Below are 18,741 nucleotides of genomic sequence, written 5' to 3'. Positions count from 1 at the left end.
ATGGTCATCGGAGCATCGAAGGAAAAGCCGCCGTCACGCCGCATTCGCATCGGCATGGTCGGCGGCGGGCAAGGCGCCTTTATAGGGGCGGTGCACCGCATCGCCTTGCGTATCGACGATCAATATGAGCTGGTCGCCGGCGCCCTATCGTCCGATCCGGAACGAGCCAAGGCGTCGGCACGCGAGATCGGCATCGCCGAGGACCGCGCCTATACCTCCTTCGAGGATATGGCCAAGGAGGAGGCCAAGCGGCCGGACGGCATAGAGGCGGTTTCCATCGTCACGCCCAACCACATGCACGCTCCAGCCGCCAAGGCATTCCTGAAGGCCGGCATTCATGTCATCTGCGACAAGCCGCTAACGACGACGGTGAAGGAAGCCAAGGAACTGGTCTCGCTTGCCGGCAAGAGCGGCAAGCTGTTCATCCTCACCCACAATTACACCGGGTACCCGATGATCCGACAGGCGCGGGCCATGGTGGCAAAGGGTCTGCTCGGCGACCTGCGCGTGGTGCAAGCTGAGTATCCGCAGGACTGGATGACTGAAAAGACCGAGGCCACGGGTTCCAAGCAGGCCGAATGGCGCGTCGATCCGAAACGCTCGGGTGCTGGCGGAGCCATCGGCGATATCGGCACGCACGCGTATAACCTTGCCTGTTTCGTTTCGGGGCTGAAGCTCAAGCAGCTATGTGCCGAGTTGACCAGTTTCGGCGAGGGCAGGGTGCTCGACGATGACGTGCAAATCCTGCTCCGCTTTGACGGTGGAGCAAAGGGCATGATCTGGGCAAGCCAGGTGGCGCCCGGCAACGAAAACGGGCTCAAGCTGCGCGTCTACGGCACCAAGGGCGGTCTCGAATGGACCCAGGCCGACCCGAACTATCTCTGGTACACGCCATTCGGCAAGCCCAAGCAGTTGCTGACCCGGGGCGGGGCGGGGGCTTCGCCCGAGGCGGCGCGCCTGACGCGCGTGCCAAGTGGCCATCCTGAAGGCTATCTGGAAGGTTTCGCCAATATTTACAGCGAGGCGGCGCAGGCGATCATCGCTGCGCGCACCGGCAAGAAGGCGCCAAAGGATGTGGTGTTCCCAACCGTGGAAGATGGTCTCATAGGCATGGAATTCATCGAAGCCGCGGTGAAATCGTCGAAAGCCGGCGGCGTCTGGACGAAGTTGTGATGGGCAATCGGCAGGACAGAGGGAGGTGCCAATCATGAGCGTGGCACCCACAGGAGAGACCAGCACTTTGCTCCCCGTCCTCGAGGCGCGTGGCATCGCCAAGGCATTCGGCCCGGTCGAGGTCCTGACCGATATAACCCTGTCGGTCATGCCGGGCGAGGTGCATGCCATCATCGGCGAGAATGGCGCCGGCAAGTCGACCCTGATGAAGCTCCTGAGCGGCCACCTTGCGCCGACGCGTGGAACGGTGGCGATTGACGGAGAGCCCGTCATATTCAACGGTCCCGTAGATGCAGAACACCGCGGCCTCGTGCTCGTCCACCAGGAGATTTTGCTCGCGCCGGATTTGACGGTTGCCCAGAACATCTTCATGGGCCGGGAACTGAAGCGCGGTCTGATGGTCAACGACCGCGAAATGAACCGTCAGTCCGCAGAAGCGGTGCGCAGCCTCGGTGCAGAAATTGAGCCGACGACGCAGATTGCGCGGCTATCGATTGCCCGCCGCCAGTTGGTCCAGATCGCGCGCGCCCTGCAGGTGCCGCATCGTGTCGTCATCTTCGACGAACCCACTGCCTCGCTGACGCCCTTCGAGACGGAAGCCCTGCTCAACGTCATCCGCGATCTGCGCGACAAGGGCGTCGCCGTGCTCTATATCTCGCATCGCCTGCCGGAAGTCGCGGCAATCGCCGACCGCATCACCGTGTTGCGCGACGGCAAGCTGATTGCAACCCGCCATGCGGCCGAACTGCAGCCAGTCGACATGGCGCGCCTCATGGTCGGGCGCGACATGTCGAAGCTCTATCCCGAACGCGAGGAGACTGCGACTCGGCAAAACGTTCTCGAGGTAAAGAATTTTGAGGTGCCGGGCTATGCCAGCGATGCGAGCTTTGTCTTGCGCAAGGGTGAAATCCTCGGCTTCGCAGGCCTGATCGGCGCCGGGCGCACGGAATTGTTCGAGGGTCTTGTCGGCCTGCGCACTGCCCATGGCGAGGTCAAACTCAATGGCAAGCCGGTCAAGTTTCACAGCGTGCGCGACAGCATGTCAGCGGGCATCGTATACCTGAGTGAAGATCGCAAGGGCAAAGGCCTCTTGCTGGCCCAAGACCTGCGCACCAACCTGACGTTGGCGACGCTCGGCAAATTTACCAACGGGCCGCTCATCGAGCGCAAGCGCGAGGACAAGAGCCTCGACAAGGCAATCGCTGATTTCGACATCAGGGCGCGCCGGCGCGACCTTCTTGCTGGACAGCTTTCAGGCGGCAACCAGCAGAAACTGCTCCTTGCCAAGATGATGCTGCTTGAGCCGAGCATCGTCATCATTGATGAGCCGACGCGCGGTATCGACATCGGCACCAAGGAACAGATCTACAGGTTCATTGCCGATCTCGCGAAGGCAGGCAAATCCGTCGTCGTCATATCCTCCGAAATGCAGGAACTCATCGGCATCTGCCACCGCATTCTCGTCATGCGTTCGTCGCGCATTGTCGGCGAGGTTACCGGCGACGCGATGACGGAAGACGAGATCGTCGTCTACGCCACCGGCGTCAAGATCAACGAAGCAGAGCTTTACAGTGCGGGGAACGCATGAGCGACACCAAGGTAATCACCGACACACGCGGTTTTGGCCGCAAACTGGCGGATCTCGACAAGACGGCGGTTGCGCCATTCCTGGCGTTGGCGGCGCTGTTCGTCCTCGGCGCGCTCGTCAACCCGAACTTCCTTTCGATCGACAACTTGCTCAATGTCTTAACGCGCTCGTCATTCATCGCCATCATTGCCGTTGGCGCGACTTTCGTGATTTCCGCGGGCGGGCTCGATCTTTCGGTCGGCTCGATGGCGGCGCTCGTCGCCGGCATCATGATCCTGTTCCTGAATTCAGGTGCGGTCGATGGCGACATGGCGATGCTTGCGGCAGGCGTCGTTGTTGCCATCGGCGTCGGTGCGCTGGCGGGTCTGCTCAATGGTGCTGTGATCACCATCGGCAAGATCGAGCCCTTCATCGTAACGCTTGGCACCATGGCGATCTTTCGCTCCGTGACCGTGTGGCTGGCGGATGGCGGCTCGATCGCCATGAAATCGATCGCGATGCGCAACATGTTCCGGCCCGTCTACACCGGCGTGTTTCTCGGCCTGCCGATACCGGTCTGGATCATCATCATCGTCGGAGTTCTTGGCGCCTTCATTCTCTATAAGACGTCCTTTGGCCGCCACGTGATTGCTGTCGGCTCGAACGAAGACGTCGCGCGCTATTCGGGCATTCATGTCAACCGCGTACGCGCCATGACCTATATTCTTCAGGGCATTTGCGTCGCCATCGCGGTCGTCGTCTACGTGCCGCGTCTCGGCGCAGCGACGACGACAACGGGCATGCTGTGGGAATTGCAGGCGATCACTGCCGTCGTCATCGGCGGTACGGCGCTGCGCGGCGGCGTCGGCCGCATCTGGGGAACGATCTGCGGCGCCTTCATGCTGGAAGTCGTCGGCAACATCATGGTGCTCTCCAACATTGTCAGTGAATACCTGATCGGTGCGGTGCAGGGCACGATCATCATCATCGCCATGCTGGTGCAGCGCACGCTGCAGAAGAAGAAGGCGTGACGCTGGCAGAGGCAAACCGGTGGCAGGGCCACCGCAACGAGACCGGACGGGGGAACAGGGCCACCCACCGCGCCGCAATCAAGGCCCGAGCAGAAAATTGGGAGAAGACAAATGCGTAAACTATTGATCGGTCTTGTTGGAGCGGCGCTCGCTTCGACGATGACCTTCGCCTACGCGCAGGACAAGAAGGTCAATATCGCCGTCTCTATACCTGCGGCCGACCACGGCTGGACCGGCGGCGTCGTCTATCATGCAGAACGGGCCGCCAAGCTTCTAGAAGCCGCTCACCCAGGCCTGAAGATCACCATCAAGACTTCGCCGGACGGTGCTGCGCAGGCAAACGCGCTTGAAGACCTGACCACACAAGGCATCGACGCGCTCGTAACCCTGCCGCACAATTCGGACGAACTGACCGATCCGATCCGCGCGGTAAAGGAAAAGGGCGTCTTCGTGACGGTCGTTGACCGCGCTCTTTCCGATCCGACGATCCAGGATCTCTACGTTGCCGGCAACAATCCGGAGCTCGGCCGCGTCGCGGGTGAATACCTGAAGGATACGTTGAAGACCGGCGACGTCGTTGTCATACGCGGCCTCCCGATCGTCATTGACGAAGAGCGCCAGAAGGGTTTCGACGATGCGATTGCCGGCAGCGGGATCAAGGTTCTCGACAAGCAGTTCGGCAACTGGTCGCGCGATGATGCCTTCAAGATCATGCAGGACTATCTGACCAAGTTCCCGAAGATCGACGCCGTATGGTGCCAGGACGATGACATGGCGGTTGGCGTGCTCGAAGCCATCGATCAGGCCAAGCGCACCGACATCAAGATGGTCATCGGCGGCGCCGGCATGAAGGACATGATCAAGCGCGTTGCCGACGGCGACAAGATGACCCCGATCAACGTTCTCTACCCACCATCAATGGTTGCAACGGCGATGGAACTGACGGTTGCGAACTTCTACGATCAGGTTCCGGTGCGCGGCAAGTACATCCTCGACGCAACCCTTGTGACCAAGGACAACGCCAAGGAATTCTACTTCCCGGATTCACCGTTCTGATTAAGGCTGGTCTGTCCAGCTTGCGATCGAAAGGCCCGCAAGGGCCTTTCTTTTTGACTGAAATCCGGGTCCAGCGATGTTGTCTGACTTTCGACTGATTGACTTGATCTGAGTGTTCGGATTAAATATGAGTATAGTTATCAAGTTTATTGAACGGCGACCGACGTGGGTTGCCGTTCAACGAGAGGCTCAAAATGTCCCGCCGCCAGGTCATCGACCTTCAGGTCCGCCTTCCAAATCCTGTCTCGCGACCTGCCGCGCCTGTCCAGCCATCAGCGCCTGAATTCCGCGTCCTAGGTAGTGAGGTGCTTTTCAAAGGCAATAAGGAAGTTGGTATCGAACATGGCGGCTCCTTGTATCGGTTGAAGATCACGCGCCAGGGCAAACTCATTCTCAACAAGTAACCGAGCGATTTCTATGTCTTGGACGAGCATCGCGAGGGCCGCGTCGGCAGGATGGTGCGCGCCTGCGCGGCGTTGCGACATTTTTTGCCGCCATTAGAACTGACTTGTTGACATAAAGATATCTTTATGTGACCGTGGCGCCTCTCTAAAAATCATTATGAGGCATTTCGAGTCATGGGTATTGCATCTGAAACCATTGGCGAAAAATTGCTCGGCCCGGAAGCGGCACCCCGCGACGGTTCCAAGGTTTTTGCAGCGCTGACGCAGGCAGCAAAAGAGCGAATCCTTATCCTTGACGGCGCCATGGGGACGCAGATCCAGGGCCTCGGCCTGAAGGAGGAAAACTTTCGCGGCGAGCGCTTCGCCGATTGCGCCTGCCACCTCCAGGGCAACAACGATCTTCTCATCTTGACCGAACCGCAGGCGATTGAAGACATCCACTACGCCTACGCCATGGCCGGCGCCGACATACTCGAGACCAATACCTTTTCCTCGACCACGATCGCCCAGGCCGACTACAGCATGGAGGACGTGGTCTATGAGCTCAATCGCGATGGCGCCCGGCTTGCGCGCCGCGCCGCGCTGAAGGCGGAGCAGAAGGACGGCAAGCGCCGCTTCGTTGCGGGCGCGCTCGGACCGACGAACCGCACGGCATCGATATCGCCTGACGTGAACAACCCGGGCTACCGCGCGGTGACGTTCGATACCCTACGAGCGGCCTATGCCGAACAGGTGAGGGGATTGATCGACGGTGGCGCCGACATCATCCTCATCGAGACGATCTTCGACACGCTGAATGCCAAGGCTGCCATCTTCGCGACGCAGGAAGTCTTCGAGGAAAAGGCAATCAACCTGCCGGTCATGATCTCCGGGACCATCACAGATCTTTCCGGACGCACCCTGTCGGGACAGACGCCGACCGCCTTCTGGTACTCCGTACGTCATGCCAGGCCCTTCACCATCGGTCTCAATTGTGCGCTCGGGGCCAGTGCCATGCGCGACCATCTGGCCGAGATCGCGGCAGTCGCCGATACGTTCGTGTGCGCCTATCCCAATGCAGGGCTCCCGAATGAATTCGGTCAATATGACGAGAGTCCTGAAGCGATGGCGGCGCAACTCGAAGAGTTCGCCAAGGACGGCCTGCTGAACATTGTCGGCGGCTGCTGTGGCTCGACTCCGGAACACATAAGAGCCATTGCTGAAGCGGTCGGCAAATACCGGCCGCGCCCCATTCCCGAGACCGAAACCCATATGCGGCTATCGGGCCTGGAGCCATTCACGCTGACCAGGGATATCGCCTTCGTCAATGTTGGCGAACGCACCAACATTACCGGCTCGGCGAAGTTCCGGAAGCTGATTACCGCAGGCGATCTGCCGGCGGCGCTCGATGTTGCGCGCGACCAGGTCGCAAATGGCGCGCAGATCATCGACATCAACATGGACGAGGGACTGATCGACAGCGAGAAGGCCATGGTCGACTTCCTCAATCTGATCGCCGCCGAACCCGACATCGCACGCGTGCCGGTAATGATCGATTCGTCGAAGTGGGACGTGATCGAGGCCGGCCTCAAATGTGTCCAGGGCAAGCCGCTCGTCAATTCGATCTCAATGAAGGAAGGTGAAGACGCCTTCATCGCTCATGCAAGGAAGGTTCGCGCCTATGGGGCGGCTGTCGTCGTCATGGCGTTCGATACCGAGGGCCAGGCCGATACGCTCAAGCGCAAGGTGGAGATTTGTACGCGCGCCTACGAACTCCTGACACGTGAGGCTGGTTTCGCGCCCGAGGATGTCGTGTTCGACCCGAATATTTTCGCGGTCGCTACCGGCATCGAAGAACACAACGGTTATGGCGTCGCCTTCATCGAAGCCACACGGCAGATCACGCAGACCTTGCCGCACGCTCATATTTCCGGCGGCGTTTCCAATCTTTCCTTCTCGTTCCGTGGGAATGAACCGGTGCGCGAAGCGATGCACGCCGTTTTCCTCTACCATGCCATTCAGGCCGGCATGGACATGGGTATCGTCAACGCCGGACAATTGGCGGTTTACGAATCGATCGATCCGGAATTGCGCGACGCCTGCGAGGATGTGGTCCTCAACCGGCGCGACGATGCGACTGAACGCCTGCTCGACCTTGCCGAGCGCTACAAGGGCTCGGCCGGCAGGGAAGCACGCGAGCGCGATCTTGCCTGGCGCGAATGGAGCGTAGAAAAGCGGCTCGAACACGCGCTCGTCAATGGCATAACCGAATTCATCGAAGCCGACACCGAAGAAGCGCGCGCACGGGCCGAGCGCCCGCTTCACGTCATCGAGGGACCGCTGATGGCCGGCATGAACGTTGTCGGCGACCTGTTTGGTTCCGGCAAGATGTTCCTGCCGCAGGTAGTGAAATCCGCCCGCGTCATGAAGCAGGCCGTCGCCGTGCTGCTGCCCTACATGGAGGCAGAGAAGCTTGCCAATGGCGGATCGGGAAAACGCGAAAGTGCCGGCAAAGTGCTGATGGCGACCGTCAAGGGCGATGTCCACGACATCGGCAAGAACATTGTCGGCGTTGTCCTCGCCTGCAACAATTACGAGATCATCGATCTCGGGGTCATGGTGCCGTCAACGAAGATTTTGCAGACAGCGCGCGACGAGAATGTCGATATTATCGGCCTTTCGGGCCTTATCACGCCCTCGCTCGACGAGATGGTCCATGTTGCGTCTGAACTCGAGCGCGAGGGCTTCGATGTTCCGCTGCTGATCGGAGGCGCAACCACGAGCCGTGTGCATACGGCCGTCAAGATCAATCCGCGCTACAGCAATGGCCAGACCGTATATGTGACCGATGCAAGCCGGGCGGTGGGTGTCGTTTCGAACCTTCTGTCGATGGATGCCAAGCCCGGCTATGTCGATACGATCCGCGCGGACTATGAGAAGGTTGCGGAAGCGCATGCCCGCAACGAAGCCGACAAGCAAAGGTTGAGCCTAGAGAAGGCGCGCGGCAACGCGCATAAGGTTGACTGGTCATCCTATGTGTCGCCCGAGCCGCAATTCACGGGCACACGCGTTTTCGAAAATTACGATCTTGCGGAAATTGCCCGCTACATCGACTGGACGCCTTTCTTCCAGACCTGGGAGCTAAAGGGTCGCTATCCTGCGATCCTGCAGGACGAGGCACAAGGCGAGGCGGCGCGCCAACTCTTTGCGGATGCGCAGGCGATGCTGACAAAGATCATCGATGAGAAATGGTTCAATCCAAAGGCTGTCATCGGGTTCTGGCCCGCAGGGTCCGTCGGGGATGACATTCGCCTCTTTGCCGACAACGCCCGAGATAAGGAGATCGCAACGCTGTTCACGCTGCGCCAGCAGCTTTCAAAACGCGATGGCCGGCCGAATCTCGCTCTTGCTGATTTTGTCGCGCCGGTGTCGAGCGGTGCACAAGACTATGTCGGTGGCTTCGTCGTCACGGCAGGCATTGAGGAAATCGCCATCGCCGAACGGTTCGAGCGGGCAAATGATGATTATTCCTCGATCCTCGTCAAAGCGCTCGCCGATCGCTTTGCCGAAGCCTTTGCCGAACTCATGCACGAGCGCGTCCGCAAGGAATTCTGGGGCTATGCGCCGGAAGAAACATTTGCGGCGGATGAACTTATCGGCGAGCCCTATCGTGGCATCCGTCCCGCTCCCGGCTATCCGGCGCAGCCGGACCACACAGAAAAGGATACGCTGTTTCGTCTGCTTGACGCGGAAGACAAGATTGGCGTGCGGCTGACGGAAAGCTATGCGATGTGGCCGGGCTCCTCCGTGTCGGGCATCTATATCGCTCACCCGGAATCCTATTATTTCGGCGTTGCCAAGGTCGAGAGCGATCAGGTGGCTGACTATGCGAAGCGCAAATCCATGCCGGTTGAAGAGATTGAGCGTTGGCTGGGTCCGATCCTCAACTATGTTCCGGGCCCCCGCGTTCAGGCGGCGGAGTGAAGATAGTGGCGCGGCGGAGCGCCCAGCATGCGCTTGAACATGGTCGTGAAGGCAGGAACGCTGTAGCCGAGATCAAGTGCCACGCTGGTCACAGGTTCGCCCTCGGTGAGGCGGGGCAGGGCCGCGAGCAGACAGGCCTGCTGACGCCACGTCGAGAGGCTTAATCCTGTTTCGCGGCGGAACATACGGGTAAACGTGCGCCGGCTCATGCCGAGCCGGTCCGCCCAATTGTCGATATTGGTGTGCGGTGAGGGATCTTTCAGGAAACCCCGACAGAGCATGGCAAGCCGCCGATCCTCGGGAAACGGCAGGCCAAGTGGGCGCTCCTCAAGGTTCGGAATCTCATGCAACAACAGTCCCATGACGAACATCGTGCGTTCCTCCGCCTGCCTCTCGGGCGCAACGGCGACTGCTTCGCGAATGAGATTGTCCATCAGCGGTGTCAGGCCGACGACGTGCAGGTGATCCTTCAATCCCGCCACGGCATCCGGCCGCACATAAATCGAATGCATCGAAACATCGCCAAGCATGTCCACCGCGTGTTCGACGCCGGCCGGCAGCCACAGCGCGTGGTGCGGAGGCACCATCCAGCGGCCGAATTTCGTGGTCACCATCGCGACGCCGGAAATTGCGTGGAGCAATTGCGCCTGGATATGGTGGTGGTCGGGAATGTGGTGGCCTGACGGATAAAGCGTGGCCAGCGCGAAAACATCACCCTCGGCCTGCTCCAGCCATTGCAGCCGCAACCTGTGCAACTGTTCGAGCTCCAACCCGGCGGCATTACGCGCAACGAAGGTTTGGTAACGCATGTTTTGGCCCACTTGCGAAAGAATTGGACCAAACCACGAAAGCAGGTTGATGGCAACCGATATATCAGTTTGAAAAAGGGCGGGCAATCCTTGCGACGACGCCCTTGTTTTTCGATGGAACGCCTTGATGACCGATACGACCTTGCCCGCACAGCGGACCTCCGCTGACACGACCGTCTTTGCGATAATTTTCGCCGTCAGCTTCTGCCATTTGCTCAACGACATGATGCAGTCGCTACTTGCCGCGATCTATCCGATGCTCAAGCAAAATTACGGTCTCGATTTCAAGCAGATCGGCTTTCTGACGCTGACCTTCCAGGTCACCGCCTCGCTGCTGCAGCCGATTGTCGGAACGTATACCGACAAGCGGCCCATGCCGTATTCGCTCCCGGTTGGCATGGCGTTTTCGCTCGTCGGCCTCGGACTTCTTTCGGTCGCAACCCACTACGCCATGCTTCTTGCCGGCGCAGCCTTCATCGGCATTGGTTCATCCATTTTTCACCCGGAATCATCGCGGGTGGCACGTCTTGCCTCGGGCGGCCGCCACGGTCTTGCGCAATCCTTCTTTCAGGTGGGAGGCAATTTCGGTACCGCACTCGGTCCGCTGCTCGCAGCTTTCATCGTGCTGCCTCGCGGCCAGCAGAGCATTGCGTGGTTTTCCGCCGCGGCCCTCATCGGAATGATCGTCCTTTATCAGGTCGGCAACTGGTACCAACGCTATCGCAAGGCCAACGCGAACAGGCCGGCTGCAAGCAAGCAACTCAAACTGCCGCGCGGCAAAGTTGCCATGTCGCTGATCATCCTGACCTTGCTTGTCTTTTCCAAGAACATCTATCTCGCAAGCATATCGAGCTATTACACATTCTATGTCATCCACAAGTTCGGGATCTCGGTGCAGCAGTCCCAGATGATGCTGTTCCTGTTCCTTGGCGCAGCGGCAGTCGGCACCATTGTCGGCGGGCCGATTGGTGACAAGATCGGCACGAAAGCCGTGATCTGGTTCTCGATTCTCGGTGTCTTGCCGTTCACGCTGATCATGCCCTATGCGGACCTCTTCTGGACAGGCGTCCTCACGGTCCTGATCGGCCTTATCCTGTCCTCAGCCTTCCCTGCGATCGTTGTCTTCGCTCAAGAACTGGTGCCCGGCCGTGTCGGCATGATTGCCGGCATCTTCTTCGGCTTCGCCTTCGGCATGGCCGGCATAGCGGCGGCGGTGCTCGGCTTCGTCGCCGACAACAAGGGCATCGACTACGTTTACATGATCTGCTCGTTCTTGCCCTTCCTCGGCCTGCTCACAATTTTCCTGCCGAGCATGAAGGAAGTGCGCGGCGAACAGGCTTAACAATTGAAGGCCCGGTATCGTCTGGGCCTTTTTCTCAATTTTTGGGCTCTGCTGACGCCGAATGTCAGGAGAGGTGGTTTGAAAATCCCGGCTTAACCCCATATAAGGAACACCATTCCCCTGGCGGCCTCCGCCAAAGGGTTTCGTTTCGCTCGCCGCATTCAAACCCAAAGTCCTCCCCGGGAAGCTTCATGTCCTCAGCCATTTCCGTCTCCAGCCTCAACAAAACCTATGAGTCCGGTTTTGAAGCGCTGAAGAATATCAATCTCGATATCCGCCACGGCGAAATCTTCGCACTGCTCGGGCCGAATGGCGCTGGCAAGACGACGCTGATCAGCACGATTTGCGGCATCGTCAATCCGACCTCCGGCACAATCCTCGCCGATGGTCACGATATCATCAAGGAATACCGCGCGGCGCGTTCCAAGATCGGTCTCGTGCCGCAGGAGTTGACGACAGATGCATTCGAGACCGTGTGGGCAACGGTCAGTTTCAGCCGCGGCCTTTTTGGCAAGCCCGCCAATCCCGCCCACATTGAGAAGATCCTCAAGGAACTTTCGCTATCGGACAAGAAGGACAGCAAGATCATGACGCTCTCGGGAGGCATGAAGCGGCGCGTCATGATCGCCAAGGCGCTGTCGCACGAGCCGGAAATCCTTTTTCTCGATGAGCCGAGCGCTGGCGTCGATGTCGAATTGCGGCGCGACATGTGGAATGTGGTGCGGGCGCTGCGCGAATCGGGCGTCACCATCATCCTCACGACGCACTATATCGAGGAGGCCGAACAGATGGCCGATCGAATCGGCGTCATCAGCCATGGCGAGATCATTCTCGTCGAGGAGAAGGACGCATTGATGCGGTCGCTCGGCAAGAAGGAGTTGCGCCTGCTTCTCCAGGAGAAACGCGAGGAAATACCCGAAGCTTTGGCGGCCTACGGGCTTGAACTTTCGCCCGACGGGAGCGAACTCGTTTATCACTACGATACCCGCAAGGAACGAACGGGCATTACGGCGCTCCTGAAGGATCTCGACAAGGCGGGTGTCCGCTTCAGCGATATTCAGACGCGGGAAAGTTCGCTCGAGGAAATTTTCGTCAACCTGGTGAGGGAACGCAAATGAACCTTTACGCGATCAAGGCGATCTATCTCTTCGAAATGCATCGCACCTGGCGCACGCTCATGCAGAGCGTCATTTCGCCGGTTCTGTCGACGAGCCTTTACTTCGTGGTTTTCGGTTCGGCGATCGGCGGCCGTATCCCCGAGATCAACGGCGTAAGCTACGGTGCGTTCATCGTGCCGGGCCTGATCATGTTGTCGCTGTTGACGCAGAGCATTTCCAACGCGTCGTTCGGCATCTATTTCCCGAAGTTCGTCGGCACGATCTACGAACTCCTCTCGGCACCTGTCTCCTACGTGGAGATCGTGATCGCCTATGTCGGGGCTGCGGCGACGAAGTCGATCATTCTCGGGGTGATCATCCTTGCGACTGCGGCGCTATTTGTACCGCTGCGCATCGAACACCCCTTCGTGATGCTGCTGTTCCTGGTGCTGACAGCGGTAACCTTCAGTATGTTCGGTTTCATTATCGGCATCTGGGCGGATGGCTTTGAGAAGCTGCAGCTCGTGCCGCTGATGATCATCACACCGCTGACGTTTCTCGGCGGTAGTTTCTATTCGATCGACATGTTGCCGCCATTCTGGCAGACCGTGACGCTGTTCAATCCCGTCGTCTATCTTATCAGCGGGTTTCGCTGGAGCTTCTTTGGCCTTTCAGATGTGCATATCGGAACGAGCCTTGTCATGACAGCCGTGTTTCTCCTCGCGTGCATTCTGATCCTGCGCTGGATATTCAGGACGGGGTACAGGCTGAAGAGCTAAGTGGTTCGTTCGCCAATGACATGCAGACAATTTCGGCCATCCCGTACCGCATCGGTTACGAGGCGCCGATCAAAGGTCGCCAATTTCCCTTGGTGTGCCTGAGCAAGCGCCAGGAGGTATGTATCCGTGACCTGACCGGCATTCAACAGCCGCGACGGATCAATGGAATTGTCCATTAAGCTGATGTCATCTGGCCAAAAGACATGACCCGGAATGGCACGTAATCCGGCCAGAAGCGCAACAACCGCGGCTGGCGTGCCCGGTGAGTTAAGGTAGCGGGCGCTGCTGATAATACGGATCGCACCGTTCTCGGTTATTGGGCAAGTGGCCCAACTGGACCGTCCTATATCAGCAAACCACTCATGTGCAGGATCGTGATGGACATGTGCGGGATCGAATAGGGCAATCAGCACATTGACGTCCAGGAGATATGGCGTCACGGCAATTCATCGCGAAGTTGGTTCACCAGTTCCATCGTTACCGGCGTGGAATTGGTGCCTGCTGGGAGGAGCGGCACGCCGTTTCGCATCGCTTGACGTGCCGTTGGAGCTTGCAGACCTTTGCGGGCGAGTGTCGATATGACTTCACCTACAGTTTTGCGCTGGCGCTCCGCGAGGCCCTTGGCCGCCGCTAGGACGTCATCATCTATTGCAAGCGTTGTTCGCATCGTCTTGCCCCTCATCACGCATCAAGCATCACGCATCATATATGCGAGATCGTTGCCCATATCAATTGCGGCGCCGCTTCCAGCGGTCTATCCCGCGAGTTTCTCCAGCGCCTCGAGGCCATTCTTCAACGCTGCTGCTCCACGCGGTCCCAGTTGCTGCAGCAGTTCGGCCTCGAAGTCATGCGCAACTTTCACAAGGTCGAGATAGGCCTTCCGCCCGGCCGGCGTCAGCACAAGATTTTCGACACGGCGGTCGGTCTCATCGCGCTTTCGCAACAGCCAGCGCCGCTGTTCGAGGGCAAGCACGGCGCGCGAGACTTTTGTCTTGTGCATTGACGAATGAGTCCCGATCGCCGTGGCGGTCATGGTGCCAAACTGGCCCAGCGTTGCAAGTGTTCGCCACTCCGGCCGTGTCAGTCCATACTGATCCCGGTAAAGGCTCGCGAAACGATGGCTCACGGCTTCTGCCGCCTTGTTGAGACGGTATGGGGTGAACGCCTCCAGTATAAGCGGCGGGTCGATGTCGATCTTCCTTTTCATGTCCACAATCCCGATTGTCATTGATAGTTACAAAATAGATCGTCACAATTGCAACTAAATTGGAGGTTCGATCATGGCTCTTCACTATATGCCGGGCTTCGGCAACGACTTCGAGACGGAATCGCTTCCAGGCGCCCTGCCGCAGGGACAAAACTCGCCGCAGCGCTGCGCTTACGGGCTCTACGCCGAACAACTCTCCGGCTCCCCCTTTACCGCGCCGCGCGGCACGAACGAGCGATCCTGGCTCTATCGCATTCGCCCATCGGTCAAGCATAGCGGGCGCTTTTCGCCCGCAAAGCGTGAGCACTGGAAGACCGCGCCAAACCTCGATGACCATGAATTGCCGATTGGACAGTTACGCTGGAATCCGACGCCAATACCGCGCGATTCCATCAACTTTATTGATGGCATTCGCACCATGACCACGGCTGGCGATGTCCACGGTCAGGTGGGCATGTCCGCACATGTGTACGCGTTCAATACTGGCATGGACGACGACTACTTCTACAATGCGGATGGCGAAATGCTGCTTTTGCCCGAGAAGGGCAAGCTCAACATTTTCACCGAGATGGGCAAAATCGAAATCGAACCTTCGGAAATCTGCGTGATCCCACGCGGGATGATGTTCAAGGTGTCGGCGCCTGACGGCGAGGCCAGGGGCTATATTTGCGAGAATTACGGGGCAAAATTCGCCCTGCCGGATCGCGGTCCGATTGGTGCCAACTGCCTGGCCAACCCGCGCGACTTCAAGACACCGGTTGCAGCCTTCGAAGACAAGGAAGTTCCTTGCCGTCTGCATGTGAAATGGTGCGGCAAGTTCTATCAGACGACACTCGATCATTCCCCGTTGGACGTCGTCGCTTGGCACGGGAATTATGCGCCCTACAAGTATGACCTGCGCACGTTCTCGCCGGTCGGAGCGATCCTGTTCGATCATCCCGATCCATCGATCTTCACCGTGCTCACCGCGCCGTCGGGCGAGGAGGGAACGGCCAATGTCGATTTCGTTATTTTCCCGCCGCGCTGGCTGGTTGCCGAGCACAGTTTCCGGCCGCCCTGGTACCACCGCAACATCATGTCCGAATTCATGGGGCTGGTGTATGGTCAATACGATGCCAAGGAGGAGGGGTTCGTGCCTGGGGGCATAAGCCTTCACAACATGATGCTGCCGCATGGACCGGACACGATGGGGTTCAACAAGGCATCCACGGTGGAGCTCAAGCCGCAGCGGCTGGACAACACGCTTGCCTTCATGTTCGAGACGCGCTTCCCCCAGCACCTTACCCGCTATGCAGCTGATACGCCGACGCTGCAAGACAATTACGCCGACTGTTGGAAAGGTCTCCGCAAGCGGTTCAACGGGACGCCGGAAGGCGACTGGTCGGAGGAGATCGTAAAGTAAATGAAACTCGCCTCTCTCAATAATGGAACGCGCGATGGCAAACTGGTCATCGTGTCGAGGGATCTGACCCATTATACCGATGCCTCGTTCCTCGCGCCGACGTTGCAGTCCGCGCTTGACGACTGGTCGCGTATCGCCCCGCACCTCGCGGCGCTTGCCTCCAGCCTTGAACTGCGGGCTGTTCCCCTGGAGCGCTTTCACGAACATGATGCGCTGTCGCCCCTGCCGCGCGCCTACCAGTGGGCCGACGGATCAGCCTATGTCAATCATGTCGAACTGGTCCGCAAGGCGCGCAATGCGCCGATGCCCGAGAGCTTCTGGACCGACCCGCTCATCTATCAGGGTGGGTCCGACAGTTTCCTTGCTCCGCGCGAACCCATCCGCATGGCCGACGAAGCCTATGGCATCGACATGGAGGGAGAGGTTGCGGTGATTGTCGACGACGTGCCCATGGGCGCGGGTCTCGACGAAGCGCGGGCCGCGATCCACCTGATCATGTTGGTCAACGATGTCAGCCTGCGAAATCTCATTCCGGCCGAGCTTGGCAAAGGGTTCGGCTTTTATCAGTCAAAGCCGTCGTCGGCCTTCTCGCCCGTGGCGGTCACACCCGATGAACTCGGCGAGACCTGGGATGGCGGCAAAGTGCGCCTGCCGCTCTGCGTCGATCTCAACGGCCGGCCCTTTGGCCGCGCCAACGCCGGCATCGACATGACGTTCGATTTTCCGACGTTGATTGCCCACGCGGCGAAGACACGCCCGCTTTGCGCCGGCACGATCATCGGATCGGGGACGGTGTCGAACAAGCTTGACGGCGAAGCGGGCAAACCCATTGAAGAGGATGGCGCCGGCTACTCGTGCATCGCAGAAATCCGGATGATCGAGACGATTGCCACCGGCAGTCCGCGAACGCCATTCATGCGTTTCGGCGACACAGTTCGCATAGAGATGAAAGACGCATACGGCCATTCGATCTTCGGCGCCATCGAACAGCAGGTGACCCGCCATGAGCGCTAAAGCCATCCTCTATGACTATTGGCGCTCGTCGGCGAGCTATCGCGTGCGCATTGCCCTTAACATGCTCGGGCGTGAGTATGACAGGGTGCCGGTCGACCTCTTGAGCCAGGAGCATAAAGGCATCGATCACCTCTGTCGCAATCCGCAGGGGCTCGTGCCGACGCTCGCCATCGACGGGCATATGATGACGCAGTCGCTTGCGATCATCGAATACCTCAACGAATCCCACCCCGAGGCTCGCTTCCTGCCTGACGATCCTTTGGGGCGACAACGGGTTCGCGCGCTTTCCTACGCGATCGCGATGGAAATCCATCCCGTCTGCAATCTGGGTGTGGCATCGCATGTCATGCAGCTTGCAGGGGGCGATGAAGCGGCGCGGCGCAACTGGATGCATAAGTTCATCTCTGAAGGTCTGGGCGCATTCGAGACCATGCTCGACCACCCCGAAACCGGGCACTTTTGCCATGGCGATACCCCTTCCATGGCCGATTTCTGCCTCGTGCCGCAGGTCTTCAATGCGAGGCGCTGGGGAGCCAAAATCGAACGTCTGGAGCGCGTCAATGCCATCGCTGCCCGTTGCGATGCGATCGGTGCCTTTGCCGCGGCGCATCCTGATCGGCTAAGGCCGGGATCACCTCGTTAATCGCCGGACGGGTCTCGCGGTTATCTGTAGTCATCGGTTTCGGGACCGCGTTGGGTAAAGTGTCCGGAGTTCCAGCCTAAATCTTTACCTACTCCGCCGCTTCGATCTTGATGACGCCGCGCCGGATCTGGTCTTCTTCGATCGATTCAAACAAGGCGCGGAAATTGCCTTCGCCAAAGCCTTCGTCGCCCTTGCGCTGAATGAATTCGAAGAAGATCGGGCCGATCACGGTCTTGGAGAAAATCTGCAGAAGGATCTTCGTCGTGCCGCCATCGATGACACCTTCGCCGTCGATCAGAATGCCGTGCGTCTTCATGCGTTCGATCGGCTCGTCATGGCCCTGCACACGCTCGTGCGACTTCTCATAATAGGTTTCAGGCGGGCCGGGCATGAATTTGAGCCCGTTTAGGGACAGCTTGTCGGTAGCTTCGTAAATCGCCTCTGTCCCGACCGCGATATGCTGAATGCCTTCGCCCTTGTATTTCCGCAGATACTCCTCGATCTGGCTCTTGTCGTCCGTCGATTCATTGAGCGGGATGCGGATCTTTCCGCAAGGCGACGTGATCGCGCGGGAGACGAGCCCCGTCAGCTTCCCGGCTATATCGAAGAAGTGGATCTGCTTGAAGCCAAAGAGCTCGCGGTAGAATGCCCACCATTTGTCCATGTTGCCGCGATAGACATTGTGGGTGAGGTGGTCGAGGTAATAGAACCCGACGCCTTCCGGCTTCGGATCGCGTTCGCCGAGCCATTCGAATTCGGCGTCGTAAGCCGATCCGCGCTCGCCATAGGTTTCGATGAAGTACAAAAGCGAACCGCCGATCCCTACGATGGCAGGAACGTGTAGGGTCTTGTCCTCGCCTTCATACGGGGTCGCACCCTTGGCGACCGCGTGATTGAAGGCATGATTGGCATCGACCACGCGCCAGGCCATGGAAGGGGCGCAAGGGCCATGCTTCGAGACGAAATTGGTCGCATGAGAATTTGGTTCGGCGTTGAGAACGTAATTGATGTCGCCTTGGCGCCAAACTGTGATGTTCTTGCTCTTGTGGCGCGCAACCGGCACATAGCCCATGCGTGCGAATAACTCTTCGAGCTTTTCCGGCTCGGGATGGGCAAATTCCACGAACTCGAATCCGTCGGTGCCAGCTGGGTTTGCCTTGGTGATTGCGGCTTTCGGTGCGTCGTGCGGAAACGGTCCCATATCATCCTCCATGTACCACCCTCATTATCGCGCAAATCAGCCGCATGGTGCTT

17 protein-coding genes are annotated in these 18,741 nt (G+C 58.9%); 12 read left to right on the top strand and 5 right to left on the bottom strand.

The annotated features are described in order from the left end of the window. The 6 genes from HQ945_RS17935 to metH all read left to right on the top strand — a co-directional run bounded on the left by HQ945_RS17935 (position 1) and on the right by metH (position 9,194). Positions 1 to 1,173 (top strand): Gfo/Idh/MocA family protein, encoded by a 1,173-nt coding sequence (locus HQ945_RS17935; protein WP_174208349.1) that lies wholly within the window; start codon positions 1 to 3, stop codon positions 1,171 to 1,173. A 34-nt stretch (positions 1,174 to 1,207) separates the two neighbouring features. Then, complete coding sequence (locus HQ945_RS17930; protein WP_174208348.1) at positions 1,208 to 2,761, top strand: sugar ABC transporter ATP-binding protein; 1,554 nt, start codon at positions 1,208 to 1,210, stop codon at positions 2,759 to 2,761. After that, entirely contained in the window at positions 2,758 to 3,771 is a 1,014-nt protein-coding gene (locus tag HQ945_RS17925; protein WP_027232300.1) for an ABC transporter permease, read from the top strand. The genes HQ945_RS17930 and HQ945_RS17925 overlap by 4 nt, the downstream gene beginning before the upstream one ends. Before the next feature lie 111 nt (positions 3,772 to 3,882). Next, positions 3,883 to 4,827: a substrate-binding domain-containing protein gene (locus HQ945_RS17920; RefSeq protein WP_027232299.1), complete on the top strand. Its 945-nt coding sequence runs from the start codon at positions 3,883 to 3,885 to the stop codon at positions 4,825 to 4,827. A 194-nt stretch (positions 4,828 to 5,021) separates the two neighbouring features. Then, positions 5,022 to 5,231 (top strand): hemin uptake protein HemP, encoded by a 210-nt coding sequence (gene hemP / locus HQ945_RS17915; protein WP_174208347.1) that lies wholly within the window; start codon positions 5,022 to 5,024, stop codon positions 5,229 to 5,231. Between the two features lie 174 nt (positions 5,232 to 5,405). Further along, positions 5,406 to 9,194: a methionine synthase gene (gene metH, locus HQ945_RS17910; RefSeq protein WP_174208346.1), complete on the top strand. Its 3,789-nt coding sequence runs from the start codon at positions 5,406 to 5,408 to the stop codon at positions 9,192 to 9,194. On the opposite strand, the gene HQ945_RS17905 is transcribed toward metH, so the two are convergent. Then, entirely contained in the window at positions 9,179 to 10,003 is an 825-nt protein-coding gene (locus HQ945_RS17905) for an AraC family transcriptional regulator (RefSeq protein ID WP_027232296.1), read from the bottom strand. The genes metH and HQ945_RS17905 overlap by 16 nt on opposite strands. Before the next feature lie 127 nt (positions 10,004 to 10,130). On the opposite strand from HQ945_RS17905, the gene HQ945_RS17900 reads away from it, so the two are divergent. The 3 genes from HQ945_RS17900 (at position 10,131) to HQ945_RS17890 (ending at position 13,221) form a co-directional block, all read left to right on the top strand. Continuing rightward, the gene (locus HQ945_RS17900; protein ID WP_027232295.1) at positions 10,131 to 11,345 is read left to right on the top strand and encodes an MFS transporter; all 1,215 of its coding nucleotides are present in this window, start codon (positions 10,131 to 10,133) and stop codon (positions 11,343 to 11,345) included. Between the two features lie 191 nt (positions 11,346 to 11,536). Next, a complete protein-coding gene (locus HQ945_RS17895) occupies positions 11,537 to 12,463 on the top strand; it encodes an ABC transporter ATP-binding protein (RefSeq protein WP_174208345.1) in 927 nt (308 codons plus the stop codon). Further along, positions 12,460 to 13,221, top strand: coding sequence for an ABC transporter permease (locus tag HQ945_RS17890; protein ID WP_027232293.1), 762 nt, complete (start codon positions 12,460 to 12,462; stop codon positions 13,219 to 13,221). Before HQ945_RS17895 ends, HQ945_RS17890 begins: the two co-directional genes overlap by 4 nt. Here the strand turns inward: HQ945_RS17890 and HQ945_RS17885 are convergent. From HQ945_RS17885 to HQ945_RS17875, 3 genes are all read right to left on the bottom strand, one after another. Next, positions 13,218 to 13,661: a TA system VapC family ribonuclease toxin gene (locus tag HQ945_RS17885; protein ID WP_113281388.1), complete on the bottom strand. Its 444-nt coding sequence runs from the start codon at positions 13,659 to 13,661 to the stop codon at positions 13,218 to 13,220. The two genes, HQ945_RS17890 and HQ945_RS17885, sit on opposite strands and share 4 nt — an antisense overlap. Next, a complete protein-coding gene (locus HQ945_RS17880; RefSeq protein WP_174208344.1) occupies positions 13,658 to 13,888 on the bottom strand; it encodes a CopG family transcriptional regulator in 231 nt (76 codons plus the stop codon). Before HQ945_RS17880 ends, HQ945_RS17885 begins: the two co-directional genes overlap by 4 nt. 87 nt (positions 13,889 to 13,975) lie before the next feature. Then, complete coding sequence (locus tag HQ945_RS17875; RefSeq protein WP_113281430.1) at positions 13,976 to 14,428, bottom strand: MarR family winged helix-turn-helix transcriptional regulator; 453 nt, start codon at positions 14,426 to 14,428, stop codon at positions 13,976 to 13,978. Positions 14,429 to 14,501: 73 nt separating this feature from the next. Here HQ945_RS17875 and hmgA point away from each other — a divergent pair, with 73 nt between their 5' ends. From hmgA to maiA, 3 genes are read left to right on the top strand one after another with little or no spacing between them, the layout of a single operon-like run. Continuing rightward, positions 14,502 to 15,830 (top strand): homogentisate 1,2-dioxygenase, encoded by a 1,329-nt coding sequence (gene hmgA, locus HQ945_RS17870; RefSeq protein ID WP_113281386.1) that lies wholly within the window; start codon positions 14,502 to 14,504, stop codon positions 15,828 to 15,830. After that, positions 15,831 to 16,844: a fumarylacetoacetate hydrolase family protein gene (locus tag HQ945_RS17865; RefSeq protein ID WP_113281385.1), complete on the top strand. Its 1,014-nt coding sequence runs from the start codon at positions 15,831 to 15,833 to the stop codon at positions 16,842 to 16,844. Then, a complete protein-coding gene (gene maiA, locus HQ945_RS17860; RefSeq protein WP_113281384.1) occupies positions 16,834 to 17,487 on the top strand; it encodes a maleylacetoacetate isomerase in 654 nt (217 codons plus the stop codon). The genes HQ945_RS17865 and maiA overlap by 11 nt, the downstream gene beginning before the upstream one ends. 88 nt (positions 17,488 to 17,575) lie before the next feature. Here the strand turns inward: maiA and hppD are convergent, their stop codons facing one another. After that, a complete protein-coding gene (hppD, locus tag HQ945_RS17855; RefSeq protein WP_113281383.1) occupies positions 17,576 to 18,688 on the bottom strand; it encodes a 4-hydroxyphenylpyruvate dioxygenase in 1,113 nt (370 codons plus the stop codon). Positions 18,689 to 18,741: the final 53 nt, after the last annotated feature.

Origin of the sequence: Phyllobacterium pellucidum, assembly GCF_013327855.1 — a bacterium.
Lineage (GTDB): Bacteria > Pseudomonadota > Alphaproteobacteria > Rhizobiales > Rhizobiaceae > Phyllobacterium > Phyllobacterium pellucidum.
Note: the sequence above shows the minus strand (reverse complement) of the source record. Positions and strands in the feature narration are given on the sequence as shown.